This is a genomic window from Nocardia pseudovaccinii (assembly GCF_050942345.1).
In the GTDB taxonomy this organism is placed as follows: Bacteria; Actinomycetota; Actinomycetes; order Mycobacteriales; family Mycobacteriaceae; genus Nocardia; species Nocardia pseudovaccinii.
Window position 1 is genome coordinate 7,246,976 of record NZ_CP192074.1, and the last position, 23,192, is coordinate 7,270,167.

The following is a 23,192-nucleotide window of genomic DNA, read 5'->3' on the forward strand; positions in this document are numbered from 1 at the left end:
TCGGGGCCTTTGCTTTATCTGTCAGTGCGCGGACTTGCCGTTCTGACCGTTCGCCTTCTCCTGAACCTTCTGCAGTACGGCGAGCTGCTTGTGCTCTTCCGCGTGGTCGTCCTCGAAGGCCTGCTCGATCTCGTGCGGCGGGTCGGCGCGCAGGAAGCTACCGGTGCCCGGCTTACCCGCCGAGCCCAGCTTGTTCATCTTCTTGGGCACAGGCGCGCCCTGGTACTCCAGCGGGACCGGGTGGCCGTGATCGTCGACCGGGCCCAGCGGCTGGTGCACCTCGATGTACTCACCGTGCGGCAGACGCTTGATCACACCGGTCTCGATGCCGTGCTCGAGCACCGCCCGGTCACTGCGCTGCAGACCGATGCAGAACCGGTAGGCGAGGAAGTACGCCACCGGCGGCACGACCAGCAGGCCGATGCGACCCATCCAGGTGGTGGCGTTCAACGAGATGTCGAACTTCAGCGCCAGGATGTCGTTGACACACGAGAGCGTCAGCACCACGTAGAAACCGATCGACATCGCACCGATCGCCGTGCGCACCGGCACGTCGCGCGGGCGCTGCAGCAGGTTGTGGTGCACATCGTCGCCGGTGAGGCGCTTCTCGATCCACGGGTACAGGATCAGCACCGTGAACACCAGACCCATGATCAGCGCCACCCAGAACACGGCGGGCACCGTGTAGCGACCGAGGTAGAGCTCCCACGGCGGCATCAGACGCGCCAGACCGTCGGTCCACATCATGTAGAAGTCGGGCTGCGAACCCGCCGACACCTGCGAGGGGTTGTACGGACCCATGTTCCAGATCGGGTTGATCTGCAGCACGCCGGCCATGATCGCCACGATGCCGAGGGTGAAGGCGAAGAACGCGCCCTGATCCGAGGCGAACACCGGCACGATGCGCGCACCGACGACATTGTTCTCGGTGCGGCCGGGGCCGGGGAACTGCGTGTGTTTTTGGTACCAGACCAGCGCGACGTGCGCGGCGATCAGCGCCAGGATGATGCCGGGGAACAGCAGCACGTGCGCGATGTACAGACGCGGAATGATGATGTCGCCGGGGAAGTCACCACCGAAGATCAGCCAGTGCATCCAGGTGCCGACGATCGGGATACTCATCGTGATACCGCCGAACGCGGCCCGCAGACCGGTACCCGAGAGCAGATCGTCGGGCAGCGAGTAACCGAAGAAGCCCTCGAACATGGCCAGGATCAGCAGCAGGCAGCCGATGACCCAGTTCGCCTCACGCGGCTTGCGGAACGCACCGGTGAAGAAGATGCGGAACAGGTGCACGATGATCGAGGCCGCGAAAAGCAGTGCGGCCCAATGGTGCACCTGGCGCACGAACAGACCGCCGCGCACCTCGAACGAGATGTTCAGCGCCGTCTCGTAGGCCCGCGACATGGTCACACCACGCAGCGGCTGGTAGGCGCCGTTGTAGACGACCTCGCTCATCGACGGATCGAAGAACAGCGTCAGATAGACACCCGACAGCAGCAGGATGATGAAGCTGTAGAGCGCGATCTCGCCGAGCAGGAACGACCAGTGGGTCGGGAAGACCTTGTTGATCGACCGCTTCACGAACGCCGCGGCGCGATACCGCTCGTCGGCCTCGTGGGCTTGGGCTGCGACTGAAGGACTCATGAACGACGCTCCCAGTAGGCCGGTCCGAGCGGCTCGATGAAGTCGCCCGCGGCGACCAGGTAGCCCTCGGAGTTGACGGTGATCGGCAGCTGCGGCAGTGCGCGAGCGGCGGGACCGAAGACCGGCTTAGCCCATTCGGTCGCCAGGAACTGCGACTGGTGGCAGGGGCACAGAATCTTATTGGTCTGCGACTCGAACAGCGACGTCGGGCAACCGAGGTGGGTGCAGATCTTCGAGTAGGCGAAGTAGTCGCCGTAGTTGAAGCTCTCCTGCCCCTTGCGCTTGACGGCCTTCTGCGCGTCTTCGGTGCGCAGCCGGATCAGCATGACGGCGTTGCGGATACCGCGCAGGGACTGCAGCGTCGCGTGTTCGTCACCGCGCCACTTCTCCTTCCACGGGAACACCGTCTCCATCGCGCCCGCGTCCAGATCCTCGGGACGCACCAGCATGACGTCCTCGGGGCGACCGGTGTCGCGACGGATGTAGATCGTCTCGCCGGGGAAGTCCGGGGTCCAGCCCGAGACCCACAGCGGCGACTTGTCGCCCTTGGCCCACGGGTTCTTGATCATGCCGCCGACGAAGACCAGCAGCGCACCGATACCGAGCACGCCGACACCGGCGCCCGCGGTCCGGGTGATCATCTTGCGGCGACCCAGCGTGGAGGTGTCCAGCGCGTCCTGCAACTCGGCGACCAGGGTGCGGCGCTCGACCTCGGGCGAGGGCCCGTCGTGACGCACCTGGATCGACAGCTCGGCCGGGATGAACTTCTTGCGGATCAGCACGACCGCGACGCCGATGACCAGCACGGCGATACCGAGGCTGAGGCCGACCAGCGGGGTGAACAGCGAGTAGGCGGTGTGGCCTTCCTCGTCCTTGCCCTTGAACTCCCAAGGCCAGAACAGGAAGACCCCGACCAGGACCGCGGCCGCGATACCGGAGACCGCGAACCAGAACGAGACCTGCCGCTCGGCGCGCTTCTCGGCGCGGGTGCCCGGCACCGGGAACCGCTCGCGCCGGTAGGCGACGTCGACGCCGTCGCGCTCGGTACCGAGCTTGACCAGCTCGTCGCGCGACATCGCGTCGAGTTCTTCCTCGGTGGGCTCAGCCGGTGTGGTGTTCACCTGCTCGTTCGACGGTTCTACGCCGTCGTGGCCCTCATCCGGCCGACCCATGTCGTTTGGCTCCTTGCTATCGCTCATGCCTCCGCCTCGCTGCCGCTCGGCTCCGACATGACCGACATGTCGGCTGTGTTTGATGTTCGCTCGCTGCGCTCGCTCATGAACGGGATCCGATCCACATCGCGGCACCCACGACGAGCGTGATGCCGACCACCCACATGGCCAGACCCTCGGTCGCGGGACCGAACCCGCCGAGATCCCAGCCGCCGGGGCTCCTCTCCTCGGTGGCGTTCTTGACGTAGGCGACGATGTCGCGCTTCTCTTCCGGGCTCAGCTGCCGGTCGGAGAACTTCGGCATGTTCTCGGGGCCGGTGAGCATCGCATCGTAGATCTGCTGCTCGCTCGCGGAATCCAGCGGCGGCGCGTACTTACCGGAGGACAGCGCGCCGCCACGGCCGGTGAAGTTGTGGCAGGACGCGCAGTTCATCCGGAACAACTCCGAACCGCGAGCGACGTCCGGCCCGCGCAGCGATTCCTGTGCGATCTCGCCGTTGGCGTCGCGCACCACGGACGGGCCGCCCCCGTTGGAGGCGATGTACGCGCCGAGGGCGTCGGTCTGGTGGGCATCGAACTTCGGCGGCTTGCGCGTCGCCTGAGCCTGGTTGGCGGCCAGCGGCATGCGACCCGAGGAAACCTGGAAGTAGACGGCCGCCTCGCCGACGCCGATCAGGCTCGGACCGCGGTCGGGCACGCCCTGCAGGTTGGCGCCGTGGCAGGTGATGCAGGAGGTCTCGTAGAGCTGCTTACCGTCGCGGATCAGCGCGGACTGGTCCTCGTGCGCGGTCGCGACCTGGGGGTCCGGCGTGATCGCGGTGGCGAGGAATCCGGCTCCGACGAGGCCCACCAACAGCGCAAGCCCACCCGCGATGCGACGCCGCATGCGGCGTTGCTTGCGCGTCTTGCTGGCCGCGACATCTTGGCCGCTGATCGCCGCGCTGGGGCTGGCGGGCTCTGGCGCTGACGGGGGAGATGAACTCATCTGTGTCCCTTTGGAGTAGACGGAACCGACTTGTGCAAAAGATTTGGGGGTACTGGCCCGACTCAGCGGACGAAGTAGATCGTGGCGAACAGCCCGATCCAGACGATGTCGACGAAGTGCCAGTAGTACGAGACGACGATCGCGGCGGTGGCCTGTGCCGGGGTGAACTTACTGACCTTGGTGCGGACCAGCAGGAACACGAAGGCGATCAAACCGCCGATGACGTGCAGACCGTGGAAACCGGTGGTGATGTAGAACACCGAGCCGTAGGCACTGCTCGAGATCGAGGTGCCTTCCTTGACCAGGTTGGTGTACTCGTAGCCCTGACCGGCCACGAACATCGCACCCATGATCAGGGTGGCGACGTACCAGCGGCGCAAGCCGAACACATCGCCCTTCTCCGCCGCGAACACACCCATCTGGCAGGTGAACGACGAGGCGACCAGCACGGTGGTGACCGGCACGGCAAGCTTCAGGTTCAGCTCGGTCGGTTCCGGCGGCCAGTTGCCGTGGGCCTGGGCGCGCGCGACGAAGTACATCGCGAAGAGCCCGGCAAAGAACATCAGCTCGCTAGACAGCCAGATGATGGTACCGACGCTCACCATGTTGGGCCGGTTCAGCGAATGCACACGCTGAGTAATGGCCGATCCTGGGGTCCCTACTGCGGTCGTCACGGGGGTAAGTATGACTCGTCGTAGTACGACACAAGTACCCGGGTGCGAAACTTGTCCTCCCGTGTCGGAAAACGCACGGACAGACGGTGTCTCGACCGAGGTGGACGGCGTGTTGTTTACGAGCGCGCGCAGCTGCGGCGCGGCAGGTGGGACGACCGGTGTGACTCCCTTGGCGAGCATGGCAGGCGTTGGTAAGTAAAAGCTGAGATCAGGAGGCGGATGTGACGCGTTGGTGGCAACGGCTGTTCGGCGGGAACGAACCCGAACCGCTGGATCCGGCCCGTTCCGATCTAGTAGTCGTAGCGGAGTCCTTCGACGACTCCGAGGCGTGTTCGACAACACTCGCGCGCGCCTCGGCTCTCAAAGCCGACGAGCCCGCGCTGCTGCGCCATCACCTGCGCATTCCGCCCGATCGGATCGATGAGGTGTGTGCGATCGCGGCCCAGGACGGTTACGCCGCGGCGCCACGCACCGAAGGTCCACACGAACTGGAATCGCTGATCCTGCAACGGGTTCAACTGCTCGACGCACTGCATTGTTCGCAGGAGCGGGCCAGGATGGTCGGTCTCGCCCAGCGCCACGACGGCGTCACGGACGGCTGGGACGCCCTGCAACCGGGTTCCGCGACCGCGCAGCGGTAATAACGTCTCGACCACTACGCTCTATCGCGACAGACTGGTGCGCGAACCAGTGGTGACAGGAGAAGTGGACATGCGCAGCTGGCCCCAAGTACTCGGGACCCTTGCCGATGGCGGCGATCTGGCAGCGGACGACACGACCTGGGTGATCGACGAGATCTTCACCGACAATGCGACGCCGGCACAGATCGCCGCATTCGGTGTCGCGATGAAGATCAAGGGCCCGACTCCTTCCGAGCTGTCCGGCATGGCCGCGGGCATGCTCGGCCACGCCCGCCTGGTGCACGTCGACGGTGACGCGGTGGACATTGTCGGGACCGGTGGTGACCGGTCCGGTTCGGTGAATATCTCGACGATGTCCTCGATCGTGGTGGCCTCGGCCGGTGTGCCCGTGGTCAAGCACGGCAATCGCGCGGCCTCCTCGAAGAGCGGCGGCGCCGATGTGCTGGAGGCATTGGGCGTGAAGCTGGCCCTCGGCCCCGAGGCCGTCGCTCGCTGCGTGCGCGAGGTCGGCATCGGCTTCTGCTTCGCGCCACTGTTCCATCCCGCGTTGCGCTTCGCCGGTCCGGCCCGCAAGGAAATCGGCATCCCCACCGTTTTCAATGTGCTCGGCCCGCTCACCAACCCCGCGCAACCGCGGGCCGGGCTGGTCGGCTGCGCGTTCCCCGAACTACTGCCGGTGATCGCCGGGGTCTTCGCCGAGCGCGGCGCCAGCGCCATCGTGGTGCGCGGCAATGACGGCCTGGACGAGATCACCACCTCCGACACCACCGACGCGTGGGTGGTGTCGGGCGGAAAACTGCGCGAAACCACCATCGATCCGACCCGCATCGGCATCGCGCACGTCGAGCTGGACGCATTGCGCGGCGGTGACGCCGAGGTCAACGCGGGTGTCGCACGCAGCGTATTCGCGGGTAGCGCTGGCCCGGTGCGCGATGCCGTACTGCTGAACTCCGCCGCCGCCATCGTCGCCTACGACTTGTCTCAGGGGGTCGGCGATCCGGACGACGATATCCACGACGCCATCGCCGCGGGCATCGATCGCGCCGCCGAAGCCATCGACACCGGCAGATCCGCGGCCTTGCTCGACCGCTGGGCGAAGCTCACCAATACCCTCGGCGACAACTGACTGCCGCGGCGCTCATCGTGCGCCGCATGTCGGCAGACCTCTTGTGGCGGTGCAGGTTACAGTGACGCGGCAATCCGGCGTTGCCCCGTTTTCGCGTCGGGCGTACGCCGCCCGGCTCGACTGCTGAGGAGCACATGATGAAGCGGGGCGTTTACGCGGCACTAGGCGCGCTATCGATCGCCGCGGCGATCGCCGTCGGACCCGCCGCCGCGCACGCGGCACAGGGCAGCCTGGTCGTCAACGGCAGCGTCTACCGCGAACCGTCCGGCTGCCTGCAGATCGGCGGCGGCGCCGCCCCCTTGGCCATCGAGAACCACACCGACGCCACCGTCACCGTCTTCTATATGGCCGGTTGCAAGGGCGAAGCCGGCGCCGTACTCGCCTCCGGCGCCTCTCGCACCTTCTTCGGGTCCTCCATCCTCGTTCGCTGAGTACGGCTCACTCGCCGAGGGAGAAGCCCGCTTCGACGTCGGCGCTGGAGTAGGACTTGAAGGCGATGTGGGTGGTGGTGCGGGCGACGCCGGGGGTCTTGTCGATCCGGCCGGTCACCACCTCGGCGATCTCTTCGTGGTCGCGCACCCGCACGATCGCGATCAGGTCGACATCGCCCGCGCAGGAATAGACCTCGGTCACGCCCACGGTGTCGGCGACCGCCTGTGCGGTTTCCGGAATGCGGGCGTTCTCGGCCTGGATCATCACGATCGCGGTAATCATGGCTGTCAGCCTAGGCGGTCACCGCCCTTGTACTCCGCGAGTTCGGTCTCCGGCCCGTGCGGCCGGGCCCGTGCTGCCGCATCGGCGAGATCCGCCCACCCGGCCCAGCGTCCGGCACTTCGGATCGGATCGCCGTATCCCTCACTCGTGCGCACGATCCGGACCCCCGGCCGCCCCAACCATCGCGTCACCAGACCGACCTCCTCCGGCGACGCGCCGCGCAACGGCGGCACCGGATCCGGCAGTACGGTCTCCGATGCCGCGACGATGCGTTCGATCACCGGCATGGGCGGCACACCCCGCGCCGAGGTGCCAGCCCCCGCCAGCCGCCCATAGCGGATCACCGCGTACTCCCAACCACCCGCACCGTCCGGATGCGCCGCGATCAGTTCGGCGATCCGCGCCACCGCGGCGAGTCGCTGGGTGCGGTGCAGCGCCCGCACCACCGCGACGGTCCGGTCGCGCAGTCGGGCGGCGGCCTCGAAATGTTCGGCGTGCGAATGGGTTTCGATGCGGTCGAGCATGGCCCGCAGCGCCGCGTCGGAATGCCCGGCGAACAGCGCCCGGACGGCCGCGGCGGCGGGTTCGTATTCCTCCCTATATATAGGAGTGCCGCTCACGGCCGCCGGACATCCGCCGACCACCGCGGGCGGACAGTCGTGGCGACCCTCGCGCGGCAGTCGCGCGGTGCAGGTGCGCAGGCCGCTGTGCTCCGCGATGGTCAGCGCGATGTCGTTCGCGTCCATCCGGGAAGGGAAGGGCCCCAACGCATCCGCGGTCGGTGTGCGCGCGATCGCGAATCGGGGAAAAGGTTCGTCGGTCAGCGTTATCCACCAACCGCGCTTCGGGAATTTCGACCGCCGGTTATAAGGCGGCGTATGCGCGACGATCAGTCGCAGCTCGCGCACCCCGGCCTCCAGACCGTGCGCGCACACCACGTGGTCGACCCGGATGGCAAGGGAGACCATCTCTTTCATCCGGCCGCGGGTCTCGGATCCGGTGAAGTAATTACGCACGCGTCGGCGCAGGTTCACGGCCGTCCCTATATAGAGGACTTCGCCGGAGGGCCCGCGGAAGAGATAGACGCCCGGACTCGACGGCAGATCGTTGGCGAGCACCCGCTTCGCGCGTTGGCGCGGTGTGACATTCGGCAGATAGTCGAGCAGTTCGGTCAGGCTGTGCACGCCGAGATTGCCGACCCGCCCGATGAGGGCGTGCAGCACGTCCACTGTCGCCCTTGCATCGTCGAGTGCACGGTGGTTCGGCTGGGTGCTCGCACCGAGCAGTGGCGCGAGCACCCCGAGCCGGACCGAGGGGGCCTCGTCGCGGGCGAGCACGCGCCGCGCCAGCTTCACCGTGCACACCACCGGCCCGCTCGGCCACGACGTATCCATGCGGGCCGCCGCGGCGCGCAGGAAGGCCATGTCGAAGCGGGCGTTGTGCGCGACCAGCACCGCACCCTTGGCAAATTCGAGAAAACCCGGCAGCACCGCCTCGATCCGGGGGGCCTCGTAGACCATCGCGGTGGTGATCCCGGTGATCTGCACGATCGCGGGCGGTATGGCCCGTCCCGGATTCACCAGGGTCGCGAACTCCCCCAGCACCTCACCGCCGCGCACCTTCACCGCACCGATCTCGGTGATGGCGTCGCCTTCGGGGCTGGTGCCCGTGGTCTCGAGGTCGACGACCACGAAGGTGGTGTCGTAGAGCGGCGTCTCGAGCTCGTCGAAGGCCAACTGCAGTGCGGCGGCCTGGCGCGGCGTCGGATCGGGCACGGCGTGCAGCGTAGGGCCTCGGTACGACAGGTCCCGCCCGGAAAAGCCACCTGGGATTTCAGCAGAGAAATGTCCGAATTACACGGCGAGGATTTCGCTCCGATTCCCACGAAATGATCTAGAACACCCAAAAGTGGTGCACGTCACATTATTCGGCGAATTGCATCAATCGGACAGACACGCCCGGGCGCCAGGCGTCGGCACCCTCGGCGTGCTGCCAGCGATGCCAACGAGAAGACCGTTCGGTCCGACTCGCCCGGCCGAGCATACGCCGAGATACCTTCGCGACCTGGGGAAATCCTGAGAATTTCAGCGTCTGGGACACGCCGCCCTCAGATGTCGAGGAGACCGGCGGCGATGCCGCCATCCTTGGGAAATCACGCGTCGTTATTGTTTCGTGATTGGTGTGACATAAGTCGCACATATTCGGGGGCAAATTTGTTGAGCATCGCCATTTCGGATGTCTCCGGCTTTACAAAACACCGTGATGTGTTCGTAACCTTTTCGAGACCTCACGGAGTTCGGCGCACCACCCGACGGTGCTTCGACACGCAGTCCGCTGTACCACCGGGTGCGGCGTCGTGGGGCAGATTGGAAGTACCGCATCATGGCGACCAACACCGTCAAGCGACATGCCAAGCGTGCCGTCGCGGCCGGAGCCGTCGGAGCTGCCTCGCTCGGCGTCTTCCTGTTGCCCGCCGCGCCCGCCTCGGCCCAGCCGGTCACCATCCCCGGCATCGGCACCTTCGACGTGCCCAACGAGATCCCGATCCCGCAGGGCATCCCGGGCATCGAGGTGCCCAACCCCGGCCCGCTGCCGTTCATGGCCCCCAAGAAGTCCGTCGGCGATATCGCGCTCGACGCCGCGTTGAGCAAGGTCGGCTCGCCGTACGTCTACGGCGCCGCGGGCCCGAACGCCTTCGACTGCTCGGGCCTGGTCAAGTGGTCCTACCAGCAGGCCGGTCTGGAGCTGCCGCGCACCAGCGGTGAGCAGCTGAACGCGGGCACCCCGGTCTCGCTCGACGACCTGCAGCCGGGCGATCTGGTGTCGTTCTACGGCGGCAGCCACTCCGGCCTGTACGCCGGTGACGGCAACGTCGTCCACGCCTCCACCTCCGGCACCCCGGTGAAGCTCGCGCCGATCTCCTCCATGCCGGTCGCCGGCGCGCGCCGCTTCTGAGCAGCTCTTTCGATCATCCCGCCCGGCCGTACGAGACGGCTGGGCGTCTGGACGGCATGAGTGATCGTTTTGTGGCCCACTGGACACAGACATGCGCCGTTCCGTAACCTAATCGAGACCTTCCCGGCTTGCGGAGTTCGCCGCAGAAGTTCCGCAGCTTGCGGAGGCGACAAGATCGCTTCACGAGAGAAACGGGGCCTGGCGCGCTGTGACAGCACATCACCGGAGACATCGCAGGAAACGTCTGGTGGGAGGGGCATTAGCGGCCGCAGTATTGGGCGCCGCACTCTCCGGTGGCAGTCCAGCCGGAGCCGATCCGGCAGCGATGCCGACCACGGCCGGTGAGGCCGTACAGCGGATGATCGACCTGTCCCGCGAATCCGAGCAGCTCAATCAACAGGCACTCGGCGCACAGGCCGATCTCGACACCAAACTCGACGCCCTGCACGATGCCGACGCCAAACTCGACGCGGCCACGCAGACCGCCGATGCGGCCCGCGAGGAAGTCCGCAAGTTCCAGCCGATCATCGATCGCACCGTGATCGCCGCCTATCAGGGCGCACGCACGAGCCGGCTGTCCGCTGTCCTGTTGAGCGATTCGCCGCAGCGTCTGCTGGACCAGATGTCCACCATCGACGTGATCTCGGCCAAGAACTCCGAGCAGCTCAATCTCTACAAACAGGCGACCGCCGCCGCGACCGAGGCGGAAAAGACCGCACGCGCCGCCGCCGACACCGCACGCGCCGCTTCCGATAAGGCCGACCAGGTGCGCGCCGATCTCGAACGCAAGCGGGCCGGTCTGTCCGGCTCCATCGCGCAGGTGGTCGAGGCGTGGGGTCAGTTGTCCACCAAGGACAAATCGGCATTGGCCGGATCGCCGTTCCCACCCGGTTTCGATACCGACACCCTGCTGCGCGGGCTGGTTCCCGGCAGCGGCACCAGTGCATTGGCCGCCGGGCTCACCCGCATCGGCGACCCGTATGTCTGGGGCGCGACCGGACCGCACCAGTTCGACTGCTCCGGCCTGGTGCAGTGGGCCTTCAAACAGGTCGGCAAGGATGTGCCGCGAACCAGTTCGCAGCAGGCCGCTTACGGCACCCCGGTGGACAAGGCGGATCTGCAACCCGGCGACGTCGTGTTCTTCTATTCCGATATCTCCCATGTCGGCATCTATGCGGGCAATGGAATGATGCTGCACGCCTCCACATTCGGGGTTCCGGTAGCCGTTGCGCCGATGGGGTCGACGCCCTATCACTCGGCTCGGCGATACTAATCAGCTATGAGTAGCTTTCGGCGGGCCCACGCCTGGTTGTTCGTGCGGCGCCGCTTCCAGTTCGTCGCCACCGTCGTGATGGTCACCGTCCTGACGGGAACCTGCGGTGCACTGCTGATGATGCCGAATTCGGTACTGCCGAAACTGCGTGCGGCCCAGCCGACTTCGATCGGCAGCCTGCGCGCCGCCGATGACGATCCGCGCCTTGCCTCGGTGCGTCGCACGCTCGAACCCTTCGGGCAACTCGTCACGGAGCAGGTGCCGACCGGGAACGGCCAGGAGTCCCTGGTCGTCGGTCATCCGGCGCAGCGGGCCGAAATCGATACGCTCGCGGGCGAACTCGCCGCCGCGACGACTGCCGTCACCGGTGTGTGGGGGCCGGACTGGGCCCAATCCGCGATGGTGGTGGTCGCTTCGAATCCGTCGGAGTTCGCGGCGCTGGTGCGCTCGGGCGCGAGCATGCCCGCCGATGTCGCCGCGGCCTCGGTCGCCGATCCGTTCGTGCCTGGCACCCAGCCGACCGGCCAGCGCGTGGTCTTCAGCTCCGATGCCGGACGCCGCCTCGACGCCGACGGTCTGCGCACCCTGCTGCGCCATGAACTGACCCATATCGCCACGCGGGCCCAAACCATCGACGGCGCACCGCAGTGGATGCTCGAGGGTTTCGCCGAATTCGTGGCCCACCTCGGCACCGGACATCATTTCGCCGATATCGCACCGACGGTGGCCACCCGCATCCGCGCCGGGGATGTCCCCCGCGATCTCCCGTCCGCCGCCGACTTCGCGGGCAGCGGCGCCGTCGCCGCCTATGAGCAGGCGTGGTCGGTCTGCGCGTTCGTCGCCGACAAGTTCGACCAGCCGCGCCTGGTCGAGCTGTACCGCCGCATCGCCGCGGGCAAACAGGACCACGCGAGCGAGGACCGCATCATGCGCGATGTGCTCGGCACCAGCCGCGACGATCTGGTCGCCGACTGGCGCGGTTGGTTGTCGGCCCAAGCCACTTGAGTCGAGCGTCGTTGCACCCTGACCACGACGGGAGCGAGTCTTACGAGCGACCGTTCGCGGCCCGTCTCGCGTCCGAGTCGTCGAAGCGCATGCGACGAAGTCGCGAGTCTCGACGGCTCGGACGCGAGACAGAAGGGGGCCGCGAACACGCCGCGCCGCAGGCGCGGCAAATCCAACACAGTAGTTTGTTCGCATGGCCCGAACTCTGCTGGTTACCAATGATTTCCCGCCGCGGCCGGGCGGTATCCAGTCGTATCTGCAGGCGTTGGCCGGTGAGCTGCCGCCCGATGATCTGGTCGTTTACGCTCCGCGGTGGCGTGGCGACAGTCATCTGAAATTCGATGCGAAGCAGAAGTTCCAGGTGGTGCGCCACCCGACCACGCTGATGCTGCCGACCCCGCTGGTGCTGCGGCGGGCCGCGCGCCTGCTGCGCAGCGAGAACTGCGACACGGTGTGGTTCGGTGCGGCAGCGCCGCTGGCACTGCTGTCGCCGATGCTGCGGCGGGCGGGCGCCACCCGGATTCTGGCGAGTACCCATGGTCACGAGGTCGGCTGGTCCATGCTGCCGGGTGCGCGGCAGGCACTGCGCGCGATCGGTGACCACACCGATGTCGTCACCTATGTCAGCAGATATACGCGCGGCCGGTTCGCCTCGGCGTTCGGGCCGAATGCCGCACTCGAATATCTGCCGCCGGGAGTGGATACCGAGGTGTTCCGGCCGGATCCGGCCGCGCGCGCGGAACTGCGCCAGCGCTACGGCCTCGGCGATCGCCCGACCATCCTGTGCCTGTCCCGGCTGGTTCCGCGCAAGGGCCAGGACGCATTGATCGTCGCCATGCTCGAGATCCGCGCGCGGATTCCCGGCGCGGTGCTGGTGGTCGCGGGCGGCGGACCGTACGAGGACAAATTGCACGGGCTCGCGGCGGCCATCGGCGTCAGCGATGACGTGGTCTTCACCGGCCGGGTCCCGTCCAGCGAACTCGCCGCCCACCACACCCTGGCCGATGTATTCGCCATGCCGAGCCGCACCCGCGGGGCCGGACTCGATGTCGAAGGTCTGGGCATCGTGTACCTGGAGGCCTCGGCAGCCGGAGTACCGGTGGTGGCCGGACGTTCGGGCGGTGCGCCGGAGACCGTGCTGGAGGGCAAGACCGGCCGCGTCGTCGACGGACGCAAGACCACCGAGATCGCCGACGCCATCGTCGAGATCCTGTCCGATCGCGATGCCGCCGCCGAGATGGGCGCGGCGGGACGCGTCTGGGTCGAGGAACAGTGGCGCTGGGACAGTCTGGGCGCGCGACTGCGTCAGCTGCTGCAATAAAGGCGACGGCGGCTCACAGGTTCGCGCTGTGATCTACTACGCTCGGGCTGTGAACGAGCGTCAGCGAGTGAACCAAAGACACAGCGCGCATTTGCGCACGGCGGAGCTGAGCGTCAGCGAGGCGCGGCAGTGAGCGAGCGCAGCGAGCGAACCATGTGCCAGCGCGCATTTGCGCACGGCGGAGCTGAGCGTCAGCGAGGCGCGGCAGTGAGCGAGCGCAGCGAGCGAACCATGTGCCAGCGCGCTCTGCGCACGGCGGAGCTGAGCGCCAGCGAGGCGCAGCCGTGAGCAGTATTCAGGTCGCTGATCAGACGTTTGTCGCCGCCCCCGGGGCCGCGGTCGCCGAGATACTGGCCGGGGAGAACAATTGGCGCCGCTGGTGGCCCGATCTGACCCTCAGCGTCCGGGAAGACCGGGCCGACAAGGGTATTCGCTGGTCGGTCACCGGTGCGCTGACCGGAACCATGGAGGTATGGCTGGAGCCCGCACTCGACGGGGTGATCCTGCACTACTTCCTGCACGCCGAACCGAAGGCGCCGACACGGGATATGGCCGCCGCGAATCGGGCGCGCCGGGTGGCGGGCAAGGATATGTCGTTCGAGATCAAGGCCAGGCTGGAGGCGGGCCGCGCGGCCGGTGTCGCGCCGGCACACGCCGCACCGACCGCCCGCTGACGCATACGAGCACAGCAGCTGAAAGGAATCGTTGTCCGCCATGGCCGACAGGACCCAGAGGTCGATCATCATCGATGCACCGTCGCAGCGGGTGATGTCCGTCATCGCCGATCTGGAGTCCTACCCGGAGTGGGTCTCGGCGGCGAAAACCGTTGAGGTGCTGGAGAAGAGCGCCGACGGCCGGGCCCGGACCGCGCGCTTCGTGCTGGATGCCGGAGTCGTCAAGGACACCTACGTGCTGTCCTACACCTGGCGGCCCGACGACAAATCGGTCAGCTGGACGCTGATCAGCGGCGAACTGCAGAAGGCCCAGGACGGCACCTATGAACTCGTCGACCAGCCCGACGGCACCACCGAGGTGACCTATGAGCTGACCGTCGACCTGAATATTCCGATGATCGGCATGTTCAAGCGCAAGGCCGAGAAGGTGATCACCGATACCGCGCTCAAGGAACTGAAGAAACGGGTCGAAGGCTGATCACACACAAGCCCGAGGCGGCCGGTACTCGGGTCGAACTATTCATCGGCAAGGGCGGAGTCGGCAAGACGACGTTGGCCTGCGCTACCGCCATGGCCTATGCCCGGGCGGGGCAGCGGGTGCTGGTGGCCTCGCTGGATCAGGCGCATTCGCTCGGCGACGCGCTCGGCTTCCGATTTCCGCATGATCCCGGCACCGTGCCCGGGATCGCGAGCGTACTGTCCGGACTCGATGTGATCGAGGTCGATTCCCTTGCGCTGCTGGAGGATCGGTTCCGCGAGGTGGTGCGCGTGCTCGCGACCGGAACCGACCACGATCACGGCATCGACCTGGCCGCACTGGATCCGGCCGAGCTGACCGGACTGCCCGGCGTGCAGGAATTGCTGATGCTGGTGGAGATCAGCCAGTTCGCCGCCGAGGACGACTGGGATGTGATCGTCGTCGACTGCCCGCCCTCGGCGGATATGTTGCGCATCATCACCGCGCCGGAAACCCTGCTCGGATATGTGGAGCGGATGTGGCCGCCGCATGCGCGGGCGATGAGCATGGTCGGCACCGATCTGCGGCGCGCGGTGCTGGCCACCACGGTCGAGCGGATCGTCAAGGCGGTCACCGAGGTGCACGATCTGCTCACCGATCACGGACGAACCGGTGCGCGACTGATCACCGTTGCCGAACAGGTCGCCATCGCCGAATCGGAGCGGGTGCGTTCGGCGGCGGCCCTGCTCGGTCTGCGGTTGGATGCGGTGGTGGTGAACAAGGTGCTGCCCGCCGTGCCCCCGCCGACCGCGCTCGAGGTGGCCGCCCATCCCGCCGTGCAGTGGTATGTGAATCGACGCGCCGAACAATTGGATGTGGTGAACCGGCTGCAACGGGGTATGAACGGGACACGGGTGCTGATCGCACAGCACACCGGGCCCGAACCGGTCGGGCTCACGTCCCTGTCCGCGCTGTCGTATGCGATGGATTCGGGTGAGCGGTTGAATGCGGACTCGAAGCTGAGCGACAATCCGGCGGAGGTGCGCACAAGTTCCGGCGAGCCGGTGGTTCGATTGGAATCGGGCACCGGTCTGCATTCGGTGTACGCGTTGCGGATGCACCTGCCCGTCGTCGATCCGGCGACGCTGCGACTGGGACGAGTGGAGGACGATTTGATCGTGGGAGCGGACGGGGTCCGGCGCCGGGTGCGCCTGGCGCCGGTATTGCGACGGTGCACGGTCGACGGCGCCGAACTCGACAACGGCTATCTGATCGTGCGTTTCCACCCGGACCCGGAAGCGTGGCCGGTATGAGCGAGCGAATCATGTCACAGCGCGCGGCGCGCATGCCGGAGCCGAGCGCTAGCGAGGCGCAGGCATGAGCGATTCGAATGACTGGCCCGGCGCTGCCGAGCCCGGTGACGGCCTCGGCGAATTCGCCGCGGAATTGAAGCTGCTTGCGGAGGCGGTGCTGGAACGGGTCGAACCCGTGCTGCGTCGCGCGGCCGACGGACAGCCGGACTGGTCGAGTTGCAGTTGGTGCCCGGTCTGCGCGGCCGCGGCGCTGGTGCGCGGTGAGCATCACGATGTGCTCGCGGTGGTGGCCGATCACGGGACCGCGATCGTCACCGTGCTGCGCGAGGCGCTCGCCGGTGTCCCGGTCGATCCGGTGATGCCCGAAGACGATGTGCCGCACGATCATTCGTTCGCCCCCGGGCAGCACGCCGATCCACCGGATACGGAATCCACACCCGCCGATGCGGATACCCGCACACGGCAGTCGAACTCGGCCGGGCGCAAGCGATCACGCTATGTCGGCATCCCCGTGACGATCAAGGCATGACGGCGCGAGTAGCAGATGCGCGACCGCTGACCGTCGGAATCGACGTCGGTGGCACCAATATTCGCGCATCGGTGGTCGACGGCGACGGCGAGGTGCTCGACACCGTGGTCGCGCCGACACCGCATTCGGCGCGGGCACTGGAGAACGCGCTGGACCGTGCGGTCCGCGAACTGTGCCGCAGACATCCGATCGGCGCGGTCGGCCTCGCGGTGGCCGGATTCATCAACGCCGATCGCTCGACGGTGCGCTTCGCGCCGCACCTGCCGTGGCAGGACACCCCGGTCGCGCAGCGGCTGACCGAACGCCTCGAACTACCGGTGATCCTCGAACACGACGCCAATGCCGCGATGTGGGCCGAGTACCGCTTCGGCGCGGCGGCGGGCGGGCACAATTCGGTGCTCGTCGCGATCGGCACCGGCATCGGCGCGGCACTGCTCATCGACGGCGAACTGTATCGGGGCACGCACGGCGTCGCACCCGAGCTGGGACATCTGCAGGTGGTGCCGCAGGGCCGGTCCTGTCCGTGCGGGAAACGCGGCTGCTGGGAAAGGTATTGCAGCGGAACGGCTCTGGTCGACACCGCGATCGAAATGCTGGCCACCGATCCGGTGCATTCGACGGTGCTGGCGCGCGAGGTGCTGCGCGATCCCGGTTCGCTGACCGGACGCAGGGTGGCCGGGGCCGCCCAGGACGGCGACCCGTTGGCCGTTGCGGTCATGGCCGATTTCGCCCGCTGGCTCGGGCTCGGACTGGCATTCGTCAGCGATATCTTCGATCCCGGGCTGATCGTGATCGCCGGTGGCGTAAGCAGTTCGGCGCCGCAGTTCCTGGACGAGGCGCGCGAGGAGTACGCGCGGGCGATCACCGGCGCCGGGCATCGGCCGCTCGCCCGGATCCGGACCACACAGCTCGGTGAGGCGGCGGGGATGATCGGCGCGGCGGAGCTCGCCAGGGCCACCCTCGCCGAAACCGGCCGCGGCCGTTCCTGGGCGGCTCGTTCCACCCACTGAGTTCAATTGCGGCGCTCCCGGGTCCCTCCGTGGTCACGCTCCGCTACCGCCTCCGGGCCCGTCGCTCACGCCGCGGGCGGTCGGATATCAGAACTCGAGAACATGTGGTGAGATACGCCGCTCGGCTTGGATGTGATCTGTACCCAGCGGTAAAGTCGGCAACAGACGGTTGTACTCGTAAACGATCCCGGCCGCGGGGGTTAGGACGCCATGCTCTACTGGATGCTGAAGTACCTGTTCCCAGGACCGTTCATGCACCTCTACAACCGTCCGACGGTCGAAGGCGTGGAGCATATCCCCGCCGACGGACCGGCCATCCTGGCCGGGAACCACCTGTCCTTCTCGGACTGGTTGTTCGCTCCCCTGATGAGCCCGCGTCGGATCAGCTATCTCGCCAAGGCCGAGTACTTCACCACCCCCGGCTTCAAGGGTCGGCTGCAGAAGTTCTTCTTCAGCGCCACCGGCCAGTACCCGATCGACCGCAGTGGCGCCTCCGCGGCCGAGGACGCGCTCAATGCCGCACGCAAACTGCTCGACAAGGGGCACCTCGTCGGCCTCTACCCTGAGGGCACCCGCTCCCCCGACGGTCGCCTGTACAAGGGCAAGACCGGCCTGGCGCGGCTCGCGCTCGAGACCGGCGTGCCCGTCATCCCGGTCGCCGTCATCGGCACCTTCGAGGTCTGCCCGCCCGGCCCGTTCCGCTGGCGTCGCCACAAGGTGACCGTCAAATTCGGCGCCCCCATCGACTTCTCCCGCTACGAAGGCATGGGCGGCAACCGTTTCGTCGAACGCGCTGTCACCGATGAGGTCATGTACGACCTCATGCAGCTCGGCGGCCAGGAATACGTCGACGTCTACGCCGCCAGCCTGAAGAAGGGCGTCCCCAGCGGCTCCACCCCCGAAGCCACCCGTATCCCGGAGACGGCCGCCAGCTAAGGCCTTTCCCGCTCTGCGAGCCCGGTGCCGAACCCACCGGGCTCGTTCCATGTAACCGCTCGACTACGAACTTGCTTGCCTCGCAAAGGTATTCACAATCAGGCACGCTGGTCCCCCAAGGCGATTCCACTTAGGGTATTGGGTGCCGTATTCGCACCTACCGGGGGAGCATTCGATGTCCAGCGTGGATGACCGCATCAATATGGCCGCCGACTGGTTGGTCCGGAACATCCGAACCGATAACGCCGACGCCGCCCGAACGCCGCGGCGGAGGCTGTCTCCCGCGGCACCAATTTCGTCGTCTCCGCACTCCTAGATGACGACGTACGATTCCGTCCGCTCTATGCATCCGCACAAGCGGCAATTGTGTTGTCGCTGCCGGAGATCACAGTATTCGGCGGCAAACAAATCGAGCGCGCACGGGAATTGGCATGGGACAACATCCTGGGCATCCTTCGGCAAGGCGGCGCGCGAGTCGAAGAAGAGATAGTCCGCCGTGGCGATGTCACGGATGCGTGGCGGCACGTCTCGTTGCATTGGGCGGTTACCGCACTGGCGTACGCGGCCGGTCGAGTGGTATTCGATCCAATCTTCCGCAAAGCGCTGAAGGATCTCCTCGATCTTCAGGACACGGTTCCGACGCTGACAACCCGCGGCGGTTTCCGGACCTCGAGCGAGGGCTTCGTCACCACCTATGCGACGACACAGGCTGTCGAGGCGCTTGCACAACTTCGACAGACACTGAACGAAAGGGTCAATCCGGCAAAGGTCTTCGACCTCATCTGCCGTGATGAAGGAGCCAGCCCCGCCGATCCACAGGATGTGTTGTCGGCGGGCGGCAAGTCGGTGGTCACGAACAGTTATGCAGGCGCGGGACTGCTCGCGATCGGCGGCCCGGCGGGTTTGACCATCGCGATCATGTCTGTGGCGTTCGCCGATCAACTCGGTGATATCGGCAGCCGCGCCTTGGTCGTGTGGGGCACGCTATTCATCGCCATCAGCACCTACGTCTACGTCACGACACGATTCCCCACGGTTCCGAAAAGCCGGATCGGCACAGCAGTTTTCGCCGCCTTCACGGCCGTCGTGCTACCGATCGTCACGTTCCTGCTCTCCTGAGGCCTCGGTCGATCGCGGGGGCTGCGACTCACGCCGATCCGCGCGAGAATGGGTGACTCGGCCATGGACGCGGATTGCAAAGGCGCATAACGACGGACGAGACAACGAGCCGGCATCTCCGACTACTTGGCTTCCTCCCTACGCCTAATGGCGGGGATTCCAACCTGTGAGGGTTGGGGTTCCTGCTTCACAGACCGGCCAGCGCCGAGGTCTCCACAGGCTGTCACCGCCAGCCCGGCGGCGAGAATGTTCTTGGCGGCGTTGACGTCCGCGTTCTCGCTGTGCCCGCACGCCCGGCACCTGTAAACCGCTTGGCTCTCACGGCTTTCCGGGTCGGTCGTACGGCATCGGGAACACGTTTGCGACGTGTACGCAGCCGGTACTTTCACAATCGTTGTGCCCGTGTAACGGGCAGCGTTGGTTAGTGCCCGCTCGAACTGGCACCAGCCCTTGTCGAGGATAGACCGGTTCAGGCCCGCTTTCTGGCGAACGTTCTTTCCTGGGGCAATGACGGTGCCTCGGGCCGAGGCTGTCATATTCCAGACAGGCAACTTCTCAATCGCGATGATGCCGTGACGTGCTGTGAGGCGGTTCACTACCCAGGCGTTGAAGTCGGCACGCCGGTTCCGCTCCCGCCGCTTCATGGCCCGCATCAGGTCGAGGGTTCTGCGGCGGTTCGCGCTGCCCTTCTTCTGGCGGGCGAGCTTTCGCTGGAACCGCTTATACCGCTCGGCCTCGACTTTGCTAGCGAACGAACGGTCGTAGAGCCGTCCGTCGCTTGCTGCGACGGCGACGGCGACACCGCGATCCACACCGATCGATGATGTACTGGCATGTCTTCCGGGTTGGACGATCCCATCCTCGACCAGGAAAGAGATGTACCAGCGACCGCCGTCGCGGGAAACCGTAGCGGAACGGACGGTACCGCCGAGCGCGCGGGACATCCGGAACCGCACCCAACCGAACTTCGGGAGCTTTACCCGCCCCCAACGCTTGTTCAGGCGCTCCACTTCGATCTTCCCGCCGTCCGGCATACGGAACGACGGCCTCCAATGGCGACCGGACCGCCACCGAACCCGGAACGTACCGTTCCTATGGCACGCTTTGTCCAGGTCGATCAGGGTTTGCTGAAGGCAATGCGATGGGGCTTCGCTGAGCCAGCTGTGCTCAGCCTTGGCTTCCACGAGTTCTTTTGCCTGCTGCCGGTAGTTGATCCAGGCGTCGCGGCGGCGGTATTCGCGGCGTTGCTCGAGGCCCGTGTTCCACACCGCGCGGCAGATACCGCCAATTCGTTCGGCGAAATCCGCCTGCTCCGGGGTGAACTCGAGCCTAATATCTACGCCCTGTCAGCACGCCATCACGGTGCCTTCTGCTGCTCGACGCAGCGTTCGATGACAGACAACGGCGCGCCGCCGACCGTTCGATTTGCTCCGCAGCGCCACAGACACGCTCTACTTGTACCGCCATCCGCCACGGATCGCAAACATGTTCGAAAAGCGACACCGCGGAGCACTGTCGATTCAGGGCATTCGCCCGTTAACCCGCACTCCGGCAAAACCTCTCAACGCCAAGCCGTCACGTTTCGGTCCGCTCAATCGTCTTATGCGTACTGGCTTCGGATCGAGAAGGAGATGACAATGCCTGTGCTGTTCATTCGATACGAGGTGGCGCCACGCGGCTCGGACGGGAGCCCGCGATGAGCTCGAAGGCGGCGCAGCACGCCGACGCCGCGGACGAGCGGTACCGCGCCGCGGCCTTTGTGAAACGTTCGATAAACAAGGTCTTCCCGACGCACTGGGCCTTCCTGCTCGGCGAGATCGCCTTGTACAGCTTCATCATTCTGCTGATCTCGGGCATCTACTTGACGCTGTACTTCGATCCATCGATGACGGAAGTGGTCTACGACGGCGCGTATCAACCGCTGCGCGGCGTGCACATGTCGGCGGCTTATGCCAGCTCCCTGGACATTTCGTTCGAAGTGCGCGGTGGTCTGTTCGTCCGGCAGGTACACCATTGGGCCGCACTGATGTTCCTGGCCGCGATCATCGTGCACTGCCTGCGGATCTTCTTCACCGGCGCGTTCCGCAAACCGCGCGAAGCGAATTGGGTGATCGGCTCGACCCTGCTGGTCCTGGCCATGTTCGAGGGCTACTTCGGCTACAGCCTGCCCGACGATCTGTTGTCGGGCACCGGTCTGCGTTCACCGCTCGGCGGGATCACGATGAGCGTCCCGATCGTCGGAACCTGGATCCATTTCGCCCTTTTCGGCGGCGAATTTCCGGGCGAGGTGCTGATTCCGCGGCTGTTCATCACGCATGTGCTGCTGTTCCCCGGCATCATGCTCGCGCTGATCGCCGCGCATATCGCGCTGGTCTGGTATCAGAAGCACACGCAATTCCCGGGGCCGGGCCGCACCGAGGGCAATGTCATCGGTGCGCGCATCGTCCCGGTCTTCGCCGCGGACCAGGGTGCGTTCTTCATGTTCACCCTCGCCACGGTGGCGATCATGGGCGGGGTGTTCCAGATCAATCCGATCTGGGAACTCGGGCCGTACAACCCGGCGCAGGTGTCGGCGGGTTCGCAACCGGACTTCTACATGATGTGGACCGACGGCCTGGCCCGGCTCATGCCGCCGTGGGAGATATACCTCGGCAACTACACCATCCCGGCGGCGTTCTGGGTCGCCCTGGTGATGGGCCTGGTGCTCGTGATCCTGCCCGCCTACCCGTGGATCGAGAAGCGGCTCACCAAGGACTACGCGGCCCACAATCTGTTGCAGCGGCCGCGAGATGTGCCGGTGCGCAGCGGAATCGGCGCGATGGCGATCACCTTCTACCTGGTGCTGACGCTCAGCTGTGTCAACGACATCATCGCGTTGAAGTTCGACATCTCGCTCAATGCCACCACCTGGATGGGCCGCATCGGCCTGCTGATCGCACCGCCGATCGCGTACTTCATCACCTATAGGTTCTGCATCGGTCTGCAGCGCAGCGACCGGGCGGTGCTGGAGCACGGCATCGAGACGGGCATAATCAAGCGACTGCCGCACGGTGAGTACGTCGAGGTGCACCAGGCACTCGGACCGGTCGACGAGTACGGCCATCCGGTGCCGCTGGTCTACCAGGGCGCGGCGATCCCGAAGAAGATGAACAAACTCGGTTCGGCGGGTAAACCGGGCACCGGCAGCTTCCTGCGACCCGATCCCGTGGCGGAATCCGAGCGATACTTCGAGATCGAGCACGCCGAGGAACGCAAACAGCTCGCCGTGCTGCAGAAGTACCAGGACCGAAGCACCGACGGCGAAAGGCACACCCCATGATGTGGCTCACGCGCTCGCATGAGCCGACTACCGAGGACTACGGCCTGCTCGTCGCGGCCGCGACGGTGGCCGCCGAAGCCACCGCCCGCACGGTCCGCGACCTGTTGCGCGACAACGGGATCCGCGCCACCATCGGCCCGGCTCAGCCCGGCCGGCACCGGGTACTCGTCTTCCCGGAAGACGCCGTCCGCGCATTCGAAATCCTCTGCGACAACACCATCTGAGGGTTCGCACCAGAAGGCCCCGAACCATCCGGGTTCGGGGCCTTCGATCATCCGGCGTCCGGCCACGAAATGATCACCGAAGTGGAATGCTGTCAGGT

The 23,192-nt window shown here is 66.3% G+C and carries 23 protein-coding genes; 16 read left to right on the top strand and 7 right to left on the bottom strand.

The window, feature by feature from the left end:
• Positions 1 to 21: 21 nt before the first annotated feature.
• The 4 genes from qcrB (ACQPZ2_RS32610) to ctaE form a co-directional block, all read right to left on the bottom strand.
• Positions 22 to 1,647 (bottom strand): cytochrome bc1 complex cytochrome b subunit, encoded by a 1,626-nt coding sequence (gene qcrB, locus ACQPZ2_RS32610; RefSeq protein ID WP_433521943.1) that lies wholly within the window; start codon positions 1,645 to 1,647, stop codon positions 22 to 24.
• Positions 1,644 to 2,819 carry a cytochrome bc1 complex Rieske iron-sulfur subunit gene (gene qcrA / locus ACQPZ2_RS32615; protein WP_433527583.1) on the bottom strand — a complete coding sequence of 392 codons (1,176 nt, stop codon included), beginning with the start codon at positions 2,817 to 2,819 and terminating at the stop codon, positions 1,644 to 1,646. The genes qcrB (ACQPZ2_RS32610) and qcrA overlap by 4 nt, the downstream gene beginning before the upstream one ends.
• A gap of 103 nt (positions 2,820 to 2,922) precedes the next feature.
• Positions 2,923 to 3,804, bottom strand: coding sequence for a cytochrome bc1 complex diheme cytochrome c subunit (gene qcrC, locus ACQPZ2_RS32620; RefSeq protein WP_433521944.1), 882 nt, complete (start codon positions 3,802 to 3,804; stop codon positions 2,923 to 2,925).
• A gap of 62 nt (positions 3,805 to 3,866) precedes the next feature.
• Positions 3,867 to 4,478, bottom strand: coding sequence for an aa3-type cytochrome oxidase subunit III (gene ctaE, locus ACQPZ2_RS32625; RefSeq protein WP_433521945.1), 612 nt, complete (start codon positions 4,476 to 4,478; stop codon positions 3,867 to 3,869).
• 221 nt (positions 4,479 to 4,699) lie between these two features.
• Here ctaE and ACQPZ2_RS32630 point away from each other — a divergent pair, with 221 nt between their 5' ends.
• From ACQPZ2_RS32630 to ACQPZ2_RS32640, 3 genes are all read left to right on the top strand, one after another.
• Entirely contained in the window at positions 4,700 to 5,119 is a 420-nt protein-coding gene (locus tag ACQPZ2_RS32630; protein ID WP_433521946.1) for a hypothetical protein, read from the top strand.
• A 70-nt stretch (positions 5,120 to 5,189) separates the two neighbouring features.
• Positions 5,190 to 6,245 carry an anthranilate phosphoribosyltransferase gene (trpD, locus tag ACQPZ2_RS32635; RefSeq protein ID WP_433521947.1) on the top strand — a complete coding sequence of 352 codons (1,056 nt, stop codon included), beginning with the start codon at positions 5,190 to 5,192 and terminating at the stop codon, positions 6,243 to 6,245.
• 134 nt (positions 6,246 to 6,379) lie between these two features.
• Positions 6,380 to 6,676 (top strand): hypothetical protein, encoded by a 297-nt coding sequence (locus ACQPZ2_RS32640; RefSeq protein ID WP_433521948.1) that lies wholly within the window; start codon positions 6,380 to 6,382, stop codon positions 6,674 to 6,676.
• A 7-nt stretch (positions 6,677 to 6,683) separates the two neighbouring features.
• Here ACQPZ2_RS32640 and ACQPZ2_RS32645 read toward each other — a convergent pair whose 3' ends face one another.
• Positions 6,684 to 6,959: an Lrp/AsnC family transcriptional regulator gene (locus tag ACQPZ2_RS32645; RefSeq protein ID WP_040688558.1), complete on the bottom strand. Its 276-nt coding sequence runs from the start codon at positions 6,957 to 6,959 to the stop codon at positions 6,684 to 6,686.
• 5 nt (positions 6,960 to 6,964) lie between these two features.
• The gene (locus ACQPZ2_RS32650) at positions 6,965 to 8,734 is read right to left on the bottom strand and encodes a DEDD exonuclease domain-containing protein (protein ID WP_433521949.1); all 1,770 of its coding nucleotides are present in this window, start codon (positions 8,732 to 8,734) and stop codon (positions 6,965 to 6,967) included.
• A 607-nt stretch (positions 8,735 to 9,341) separates the two neighbouring features.
• Between ACQPZ2_RS32650 and ACQPZ2_RS32655 the strand changes: the two genes are divergently transcribed.
• The 11 genes from ACQPZ2_RS32655 (at position 9,342) to ACQPZ2_RS32705 (ending at position 19,551) form a co-directional block, all read left to right on the top strand.
• Positions 9,342 to 9,914: a C40 family peptidase gene (locus tag ACQPZ2_RS32655; protein ID WP_433521950.1), complete on the top strand. Its 573-nt coding sequence runs from the start codon at positions 9,342 to 9,344 to the stop codon at positions 9,912 to 9,914.
• A gap of 247 nt (positions 9,915 to 10,161) precedes the next feature.
• The gene (locus ACQPZ2_RS32660) at positions 10,162 to 11,187 is read left to right on the top strand and encodes an NlpC/P60 family protein (protein ID WP_433521951.1); all 1,026 of its coding nucleotides are present in this window, start codon (positions 10,162 to 10,164) and stop codon (positions 11,185 to 11,187) included.
• Positions 11,188 to 11,193: 6 nt separating this feature from the next.
• A complete protein-coding gene (locus ACQPZ2_RS32665; protein ID WP_433521952.1) occupies positions 11,194 to 12,192 on the top strand; it encodes a hypothetical protein in 999 nt (332 codons plus the stop codon).
• Positions 12,193 to 12,385: 193 nt separating this feature from the next.
• A complete protein-coding gene (locus ACQPZ2_RS32670) occupies positions 12,386 to 13,513 on the top strand; it encodes a glycosyltransferase family 4 protein (RefSeq protein WP_433521953.1) in 1,128 nt (375 codons plus the stop codon).
• Between the two features lie 284 nt (positions 13,514 to 13,797).
• Positions 13,798 to 14,187, top strand: coding sequence for a polyketide cyclase / dehydrase and lipid transport (locus ACQPZ2_RS32675; protein WP_433521954.1), 390 nt, complete (start codon positions 13,798 to 13,800; stop codon positions 14,185 to 14,187).
• A 40-nt stretch (positions 14,188 to 14,227) separates the two neighbouring features.
• Entirely contained in the window at positions 14,228 to 14,665 is a 438-nt protein-coding gene (locus ACQPZ2_RS32680) for an SRPBCC family protein (RefSeq protein ID WP_040688545.1), read from the top strand.
• Positions 14,665 to 15,957 (top strand): ArsA family ATPase, encoded by a 1,293-nt coding sequence (locus ACQPZ2_RS32685; protein ID WP_433527584.1) that lies wholly within the window; start codon positions 14,665 to 14,667, stop codon positions 15,955 to 15,957. The genes ACQPZ2_RS32680 and ACQPZ2_RS32685 overlap by 1 nt, the downstream gene beginning before the upstream one ends.
• A 64-nt stretch (positions 15,958 to 16,021) precedes the next feature.
• A complete protein-coding gene (locus ACQPZ2_RS32690) occupies positions 16,022 to 16,486 on the top strand; it encodes a hypothetical protein (protein WP_433521955.1) in 465 nt (154 codons plus the stop codon).
• A complete protein-coding gene (locus tag ACQPZ2_RS32695; RefSeq protein ID WP_063042047.1) occupies positions 16,483 to 17,496 on the top strand; it encodes an ROK family protein in 1,014 nt (337 codons plus the stop codon). Before ACQPZ2_RS32690 ends, ACQPZ2_RS32695 begins: the two co-directional genes overlap by 4 nt.
• A gap of 210 nt (positions 17,497 to 17,706) precedes the next feature.
• The gene (locus tag ACQPZ2_RS32700; RefSeq protein WP_433521956.1) at positions 17,707 to 18,432 is read left to right on the top strand and encodes a lysophospholipid acyltransferase family protein; all 726 of its coding nucleotides are present in this window, start codon (positions 17,707 to 17,709) and stop codon (positions 18,430 to 18,432) included.
• A gap of 366 nt (positions 18,433 to 18,798) precedes the next feature.
• Positions 18,799 to 19,551, top strand: coding sequence for a hypothetical protein (locus tag ACQPZ2_RS32705; protein ID WP_433521957.1), 753 nt, complete (start codon positions 18,799 to 18,801; stop codon positions 19,549 to 19,551).
• Between the two features lie 122 nt (positions 19,552 to 19,673).
• Here the strand turns inward: ACQPZ2_RS32705 and ACQPZ2_RS32710 are convergent, their stop codons facing one another.
• A complete protein-coding gene (locus ACQPZ2_RS32710; RefSeq protein WP_433527585.1) occupies positions 19,674 to 20,885 on the bottom strand; it encodes an RNA-guided endonuclease InsQ/TnpB family protein in 1,212 nt (403 codons plus the stop codon).
• Positions 20,886 to 21,247: 362 nt separating this feature from the next.
• Between ACQPZ2_RS32710 and qcrB (ACQPZ2_RS32715) the strand changes: the two genes are divergently transcribed.
• Together qcrB (ACQPZ2_RS32715) and ACQPZ2_RS32720 are read left to right on the top strand one after the other, a co-directional pair.
• Entirely contained in the window at positions 21,248 to 22,870 is a 1,623-nt protein-coding gene (gene qcrB / locus ACQPZ2_RS32715) for a cytochrome bc1 complex cytochrome b subunit (RefSeq protein ID WP_433521958.1), read from the top strand.
• Entirely contained in the window at positions 22,867 to 23,094 is a 228-nt protein-coding gene (locus tag ACQPZ2_RS32720) for a hypothetical protein (RefSeq protein ID WP_433521959.1), read from the top strand. The genes qcrB (ACQPZ2_RS32715) and ACQPZ2_RS32720 overlap by 4 nt, the downstream gene beginning before the upstream one ends.
• Positions 23,095 to 23,192: the final 98 nt, after the last annotated feature.